Origin of the sequence: Pseudomonas sp. S4_EA_1b (assembly GCF_016307435.1) — a bacterium.
In the GTDB taxonomy this organism is placed as follows: domain Bacteria; phylum Pseudomonadota; class Gammaproteobacteria; order Pseudomonadales; family Pseudomonadaceae; genus Aquipseudomonas; species Aquipseudomonas rhodesiae.
Genome location: NZ_JAEILC010000149.1, coordinates 1 through 5642 on the forward strand (window position 1 = coordinate 1; position 5642 = coordinate 5642).

Sequence of the window (5642 nt, forward strand, 5' to 3'; positions counted from 1 at the left end):
TGGGGTTGTACGCCGGAATCCCAGAAATTTCCGTCAGCCCAGCTCCAGTCCCGCCACGAGCGCATCCAGGTCGATGAACTTGCCGTCAGTCTGGAAGGTGTAATGCCCGTTCAGCAGGATGTGCCGCCAGGCCGCTGGCGACATCTGCGTGATCAACGCCAGCGCCTTGGCATTGCCAGCTGCCTCGTACTTCGTCAGCAGCAGGGACAGGATCGCCGAGTTGTAGAAGATGATCGCGTTGCCGATCAGCCTGGCGCACTGGTTGCTGATCTCGATTTCGATGTCGGTGCGGCCGGTCAATTCCTTCTTCCCACCGACTTGGGCGATGGTCGAGCGTAGCTGGTGATAGGACTCAATGCGGTTCTGCGAGCGGTGAACATTACGCTCCAGTTGCGGGTCGCGCAGGTAGCGCAGTGTGTAGATACTGCGGATGAGCTTGTCGAACTCGAAGATTGCGCGCCGCGTCGGGTTCGGCGCCGTATAGGTGCACAGCTTGCGGATCAGCGTGCCCTGCGTCATTTCCTTCAGGCCCAGTGTGGCGACGATTCGGTCGATGTTCGCCTTCTCACCGACGATGAGTTGCCGGTCGATCTGGCCAGCCGGCCGGATCAGGCATTTCTCGTACAATGCCAGATCATCGGCGCAATACAGCTCCTGCAACTGGTCGTCGAGGTCGGTGAAGCGCGGCTCGAAACGAAGTCCGAACCAGTGCAGGATGGCGAAGTTGGCCTTGTTGATGCTGTGCATGTCGCCGGTGATCGCGCTCGGCACGATGTCCGACGTGTTGCGGTACCAGATGTCGAACACGTGGTGAGCCTCGTACTCGTGTGCGCCTATCAGGTAGCCGTTCAACGGCACGTGATTGCACAGCAGCGTGTAGGCGACGACGCCCTTGCCGCGGCCGAAATATTTGCGCGAGTAGCGCGCCTTCACAGTTGGTCGCTCGACGCCGAATTTCTGCCCATCAACGGCACCGTACAACGAATCGAGGTCGAACGAGTAATGCGGGAAGATCGGCAGTGCGGCGATGGCGTTGCTGATGCAATCGTTGGCCACATGTAGCGTCGCCTGGCGCAGGTACTGCTGGTAGGTACTCTCCAGGACGTGGTACGGGATGTCGCTGGTACGTGCCATAACCTGGTTGCCGTGGTTCATGGCTTGGGCAATGATCACCGCCATCAGACTGTCGGCGTCGGCTACCTTCTTCGCATAGCGTGGCTGCAATGGTGTCAGCGCCGACAGGAACTGGCACTGGCCGTTGACGAAGCGAAACACGTCGGCGACATCGCAGTATGGCAGTTGCTCGTAGAGAGCTTGCTCGCGCGCCTTCTGGTTCTCCCCCTTGGGCTTGCGCCAGGTCAGTCTCTGCGTGTCCTTGTCGTATTCCAGGTGCGTCAGCTTGCCCTGTTTCAGCTCGCGATTGAACGCCACCCATTGCGCACGCAACTCGGCCGCCAGTGCATCGAGCTGGGCACTGACCGGCTGCCGCAGGAAGGGGATGTCCATCTGCGCGAGCACGGCGGCTTTCTCGTCCATCGAAACCAACTCGTCGGACAAATGCCGGTGCTGCAAGCTGTCGTCAATGTAGAGCTCGCCCGCCTGGAAGCGTTTCCTGACCTGACGGTAAAGCCAGAATTCGTAACGATCGGCATGCAGGCCTGTCGGCGTGCCTTCGGCATCGAACATCAGCAGGTACGGACGCAAGCGTTTCGGCAGCGTTGCCGCCGGACATTCGTCGAGTGGCCGTTGTGATAGGCGCTGCTGCTTGGCGAACACGCTCTTGGCCCAAGTCAGCGCCGCGAGCCATGGGTTATCGGGGGCCGTGCCGGCGAAGTCGAGCGCGACGTACAGCGGCCGTAGATGGCGTCGAATGCGTTCGGCCAGGCCGTCCACCGCCTGCCAGTGCAGCGCCAGTTTGTTCAGTGGCTTGACGCTCATGCGCTGCGCCGTGTTTTGCAGCAATTCCCTGGACATGATTTTGTAGGCGCGTTGGCGCACCTCGCCGAACGGCGTCGGATCGGCCACGCTGTCGTCCACGTACAGCGACAGCAGGCGGCCAACCTGCGGCGTTTCCTGATGGCGTCGCAGCTGTTCGGCGACAAAGGACTGTTTCGCACCCGTGCGGCTCTCGTCCTCAAGTTTTTTCATGTGGAAGGCCATCGCGTCGACCAGGTTGTCGGTGAGCTGCCGGTAACGTACCCAGGCATAGCACAGCAGGTAGAGCCGGGTCTGCTCCGCCTTCAGGTGGCGCAGGTCATGGACGGTATAGAAGTTCGCCAGGCTCGCGTAGTACAGCAGGTTCTGCTGCGAGATGCCGAGCTTGGGCAGCAGCGCCTTGGCGATCCCGTGCAAGGACTTCAGCGTGGCGCGCTTCTCGCGCTCCCCTGCCATCTGACGCCAGCCGAAATCTTTAGCGTCCTGCTTGAGCGCTGCCAGTTGAGACAGGGTGTCGTCACGCACCAGGAGCTGGCCCAGCGCAGCTTTGGCCGATTCGTCCAACACTTCTGCCAGCAAGCCGCCCAAGCGCCTGCGTTCGGTGGACAGGGCTTCACTGACCAGCTCTTGTAAGGTGGTGTGGCCGGGCCGGATGATTTTGTGCTCGCTGAGCCAAACGATCAGTTCGGCGGCCACGAATCCTGGCATTACGTCGCGCCGCACGATCTGTTCAGCCTGCTGTGCCAGTTGCGGCAGGAAGCTAGCCGCCCACGACCGGTAGCCGAACAGTTCGGCGATCTGACCCCTCTGGCTGTAGTGCTCATGCTTGGTGATCGCCTTGCGTTCGAACGCTTCGCCGTGGAAATAGCGACTCAGCACGAAGGCGCAATCGTCCTCGACCTCATGCCAATCGAAGCGGAAGAAAGCATGCTTGGCCTTGAAGTAGCCGATCTGCAAGACGCAATAGACTTGGGCCTGCAGGCTAGGCCGGCTGCTGGCGAACGCCAGTTCAGATTCGGTCAACGCCAGGTATTCCAGCCGCTGAGCATCGTCGAAGTCCGGTAGGCCGTACAAGGCTTCCTGCTCTGCGTCAGAAAAGACGGTGAGTAGCTTATTCTTGTTGCTCATCGACCGTCCTTCCCGCACCACGCCAACCTGCTCGCGTCAATGTTTCGATCAACGTAGTGCGCTTGACATTGAAGTTGCGGCACACCGCCGCCTTAGACATGCCGCCATCGAGCGCGGCGACGATGGCGTCCAGCTTCTCACCAGTGATCGCCTGCGGCCGGCCGCCGATCCGGCCGCGTTTGCGTGCGGCGGCCAAGCCCGCGACGACGCGCTCCTGAATCAAGGCGCGCTCGTACTGCGCGAGCGCACCGAACACCTGGAACAGGAATTCGCCCGAGGGCGTCGTAGTGTCCAGGTTCTCTGTCAGCGAGCGGAACGCCACCCGCTTGTCCTTGAGCGAAGTCACAATGGCGAGCAGGTGCGACAGCGAGCGACCGAGCCGGTCGAGTTTCCACACCACCAGCACATCGCCGGCTCGAACGAACTCAAGCGCCCGCGCCAAGCCGGCACGGTCATCCTTCGCGCCAGAGGCACGATCCTCAAACAGGTGACGCGGATCGACGCCGGCGGCGAGCAGCGCGTCGCGCTGCAAGTCCGTGCTCTGGCGGTCGGAGTCCGACGACACGCGCATGTAGCCAACCAACATAGGCGGATAACCATCAAAAACAGGTTTCCGCATAATAGTGAATAGCGATAGAGTTTTCCGTACATTTTTGAGGGGGTGTTGCACAGGTAGCACAGCGGCGGCTGACAGCCTGTCGCAAAACAAATGTTTTACGACACCTCCTTGAGGTTGCCGCGTTTACATCATTACCTGAACAGGTATAAAATTCCGTCATGACAAACAAAGAAAAACCGCTCGAATGGATCGCGAGCAGCCACAAGGATTTGATGGCGTTGCCGTCCGACGTGCGTCGCCGTTTCGGTTACGCGCTCTCGTTGGCGCAGATAGGCGATCAGGATGACGCAGCAAAGGTGCTCAAGGGGTTCGGTGGTGCCGGCGTGCTGGAGGTCGTCGAAGACGATGCCGGCGGCACCTATCGAGCGGTATACACGGTCAAGTTTGCGGAAGCGGTGTTCGTCCTGCACTGCTTCCAGAAGAAGAGCAAGAGCGGAATCGCCACGCCAAAGGCCGACATGGACATCATCCGCGCTCGGCTGAAGGTGGCCGAGGTATTGGCACAGGAGCTACGAAATGCAAAAACGAATCATTGAAGGCGTCGAGGTTCAGCGCAGCTCGGGCAACGTCTTTGCCGACCTTGGACTGCCTGACGCTGAAAAGCTCAAGATCAAGACCGGCCTGGTGGTCGAGATCAGGAGGGCCATGCGCGCCCTTGGGCTGACTCAACAAGCGGCGGCCAAACGCATGGGCATCCCGCAACCGAAGGTGTCGGGCATGATGCGCGGCGACTTCACCAATCTATCCGAACGCAAGCTGATGGATTGTCTGAATCGCCTCGGCTACGACATCGAAATCAAGGTACGGCCAGCAGCCGAGCCGATCGGGCATCTAACGCTCGCAACCGCTTAATCGGAGCCCTCCTGATGGCAGCCCGCATCACCGACGACGAATGGGACGAACTGACTCCCGAGAATTTCGATACCACGGCACTGCTGCGTGCAGTCGATGCCGTGGACGTGCTGCGCGGCGATTTGAATGACAGCGCAGACGGCGCACCTCCGCAACTGCGCACCGACCTGTTGAAGCTGCATCAACTGGCAATGGCCGCGTTCAACGAGGGATCACGCAGCCGAGTGGCTGAGCTATTTGATCTCGCCGTGGATCTTCAGGATCAGGTTGATCATCTGATGACCTCGCTGGAACAAGTGCAAGAAACCCTGTCCCGGTTGACGGCGCTCTACCCAGAAAGCCTGTCCTGAATGTTCTTGGAGACAACCACATCATGAGCCGCAGCCGCCGCAAAACGCCCATCGTTGGGCACACGACCTGCCGTAGCGAGCGCGAGGACAAGAAACTCTGGCATCAGCGCTGGCGAACTCACGAGCGCACCGCGCTGGCCAGCGCGTCGCCGGAAGCTCTATGCGCCCATCTGCCTCTACTGGAAAACCAGGTCAGCAACGTCTGGTCGATGGGTAAGGATGGCCGCTCCTACTGGCCCATCAAGCGCCAGGCCGCCACGGCGGATCGCATTGCCAACCACAAGGGACGCAATCCGCAAGAGCGCGCCTCCCTGAAAAAGCGTCTGCTGCGCAAGTGGATGAGCAAATGAACCTGTCCACCATCGAGGCGCTGGCTATCGCTTGGGCGCGAATCGCTGAAGAAGCAGAACTCCCAGCCGGCTACGAGGGCACGGCGACGCCAGAGGCGCATCGGGCCTGCGAGGTGATCCAGGAGCGGATTCGAGAGCACGTCGTCGCCACCAATGACATGCGGCTGTTCGGCCTGCTGCACCTGCTTGGGCAGGCGTCGCTGCGCATGGAGCAAGCGCTGTGGCCGGAAGAATATGCGCGGATGACCCGCGAGGTCGAGGAAGCTCTCCGAGAGGCCGACGACCCCAACGCCAAGTCGTACACCCACGAAGAAGTCATGCGGGCGATGCAGGAACTCATCGACCAAGCGCGAGACAAGCCATGTTGATCGGCTGACGGAAATTTCTGGGTTTCCGGCTTACAACCCC

7 protein-coding genes are annotated in these 5642 nt (G+C 60.6%); 5 read left to right on the forward strand and 2 right to left on the reverse strand.

Annotated elements, in window-relative coordinates; genetic code table 11:
- Positions 1-33: 33 nt before the first annotated feature.
- The gene (locus YA0848_RS33155) at positions 34-3063 is read right to left on the reverse strand and encodes a Tn3 family transposase (protein ID WP_010799689.1); all 3030 of its coding nucleotides are present in this window, start codon (positions 3061-3063) and stop codon (positions 34-36) included.
- The gene (locus YA0848_RS33160; RefSeq protein ID WP_010465829.1) at positions 3047-3649 is read right to left on the reverse strand and encodes a recombinase family protein; all 603 of its coding nucleotides are present in this window, start codon (positions 3647-3649) and stop codon (positions 3047-3049) included. Before YA0848_RS33160 ends, YA0848_RS33155 begins: the two co-directional genes overlap by 17 nt.
- A 191-nt stretch (positions 3650-3840) precedes the next feature.
- Here YA0848_RS33160 and YA0848_RS33165 point away from each other — a divergent pair, with 191 nt between their 5' ends.
- From YA0848_RS33165 to YA0848_RS33185, 5 genes are read left to right on the forward strand one after another with little or no spacing between them, the layout of a single operon-like run.
- Positions 3841-4218 (forward strand): type II toxin-antitoxin system RelE/ParE family toxin, encoded by a 378-nt coding sequence (locus YA0848_RS33165; RefSeq protein WP_003151133.1) that lies wholly within the window; start codon positions 3841-3843, stop codon positions 4216-4218.
- Complete coding sequence (locus tag YA0848_RS33170; protein ID WP_001172026.1) at positions 4199-4534, forward strand: helix-turn-helix domain-containing protein; 336 nt, start codon at positions 4199-4201, stop codon at positions 4532-4534. Before YA0848_RS33165 ends, YA0848_RS33170 begins: the two co-directional genes overlap by 20 nt.
- Before the next feature lie 14 nt (positions 4535-4548).
- Positions 4549-4884, forward strand: coding sequence for a hypothetical protein (locus tag YA0848_RS33175; RefSeq protein ID WP_000741275.1), 336 nt, complete (start codon positions 4549-4551; stop codon positions 4882-4884).
- A gap of 23 nt (positions 4885-4907) precedes the next feature.
- The gene (locus YA0848_RS33180; RefSeq protein WP_000091614.1) at positions 4908-5234 is read left to right on the forward strand and encodes a hypothetical protein; all 327 of its coding nucleotides are present in this window, start codon (positions 4908-4910) and stop codon (positions 5232-5234) included.
- Entirely contained in the window at positions 5231-5602 is a 372-nt protein-coding gene (locus YA0848_RS33185; protein ID WP_023294894.1) for a hypothetical protein, read from the forward strand. Before YA0848_RS33180 ends, YA0848_RS33185 begins: the two co-directional genes overlap by 4 nt.
- Positions 5603-5642 lie beyond the last annotated feature (40 nt).

What these genes read in the sequence shown, in the direction of transcription:
- YA0848_RS33155 (WP_010799689.1), bottom strand. Translation starts at nt 3,063, where the DNA reads ATGAGCAACAAGAATAAGCTACTCACCGTCTTTTCTGACGCAGAGCAG.
- YA0848_RS33160 (WP_010465829.1), bottom strand. Translation starts at nt 3,649, where the DNA reads ATGTTGGTTGGCTACATGCGCGTGTCGTCGGACTCCGACCGCCAGAGC.
- YA0848_RS33165 (WP_003151133.1), top strand. Translation starts at nt 3,841, where the DNA reads ATGACAAACAAAGAAAAACCGCTCGAATGGATCGCGAGCAGCCACAAG.
- YA0848_RS33170 (WP_001172026.1), top strand. Translation starts at nt 4,199, where the DNA reads ATGCAAAAACGAATCATTGAAGGCGTCGAGGTTCAGCGCAGCTCGGGC.
- YA0848_RS33175 (WP_000741275.1), top strand. Translation starts at nt 4,549, where the DNA reads ATGGCAGCCCGCATCACCGACGACGAATGGGACGAACTGACTCCCGAG.
- YA0848_RS33180 (WP_000091614.1), top strand. Translation starts at nt 4,908, where the DNA reads ATGAGCCGCAGCCGCCGCAAAACGCCCATCGTTGGGCACACGACCTGC.
- YA0848_RS33185 (WP_023294894.1), top strand. Translation starts at nt 5,231, where the DNA reads ATGAACCTGTCCACCATCGAGGCGCTGGCTATCGCTTGGGCGCGAATC.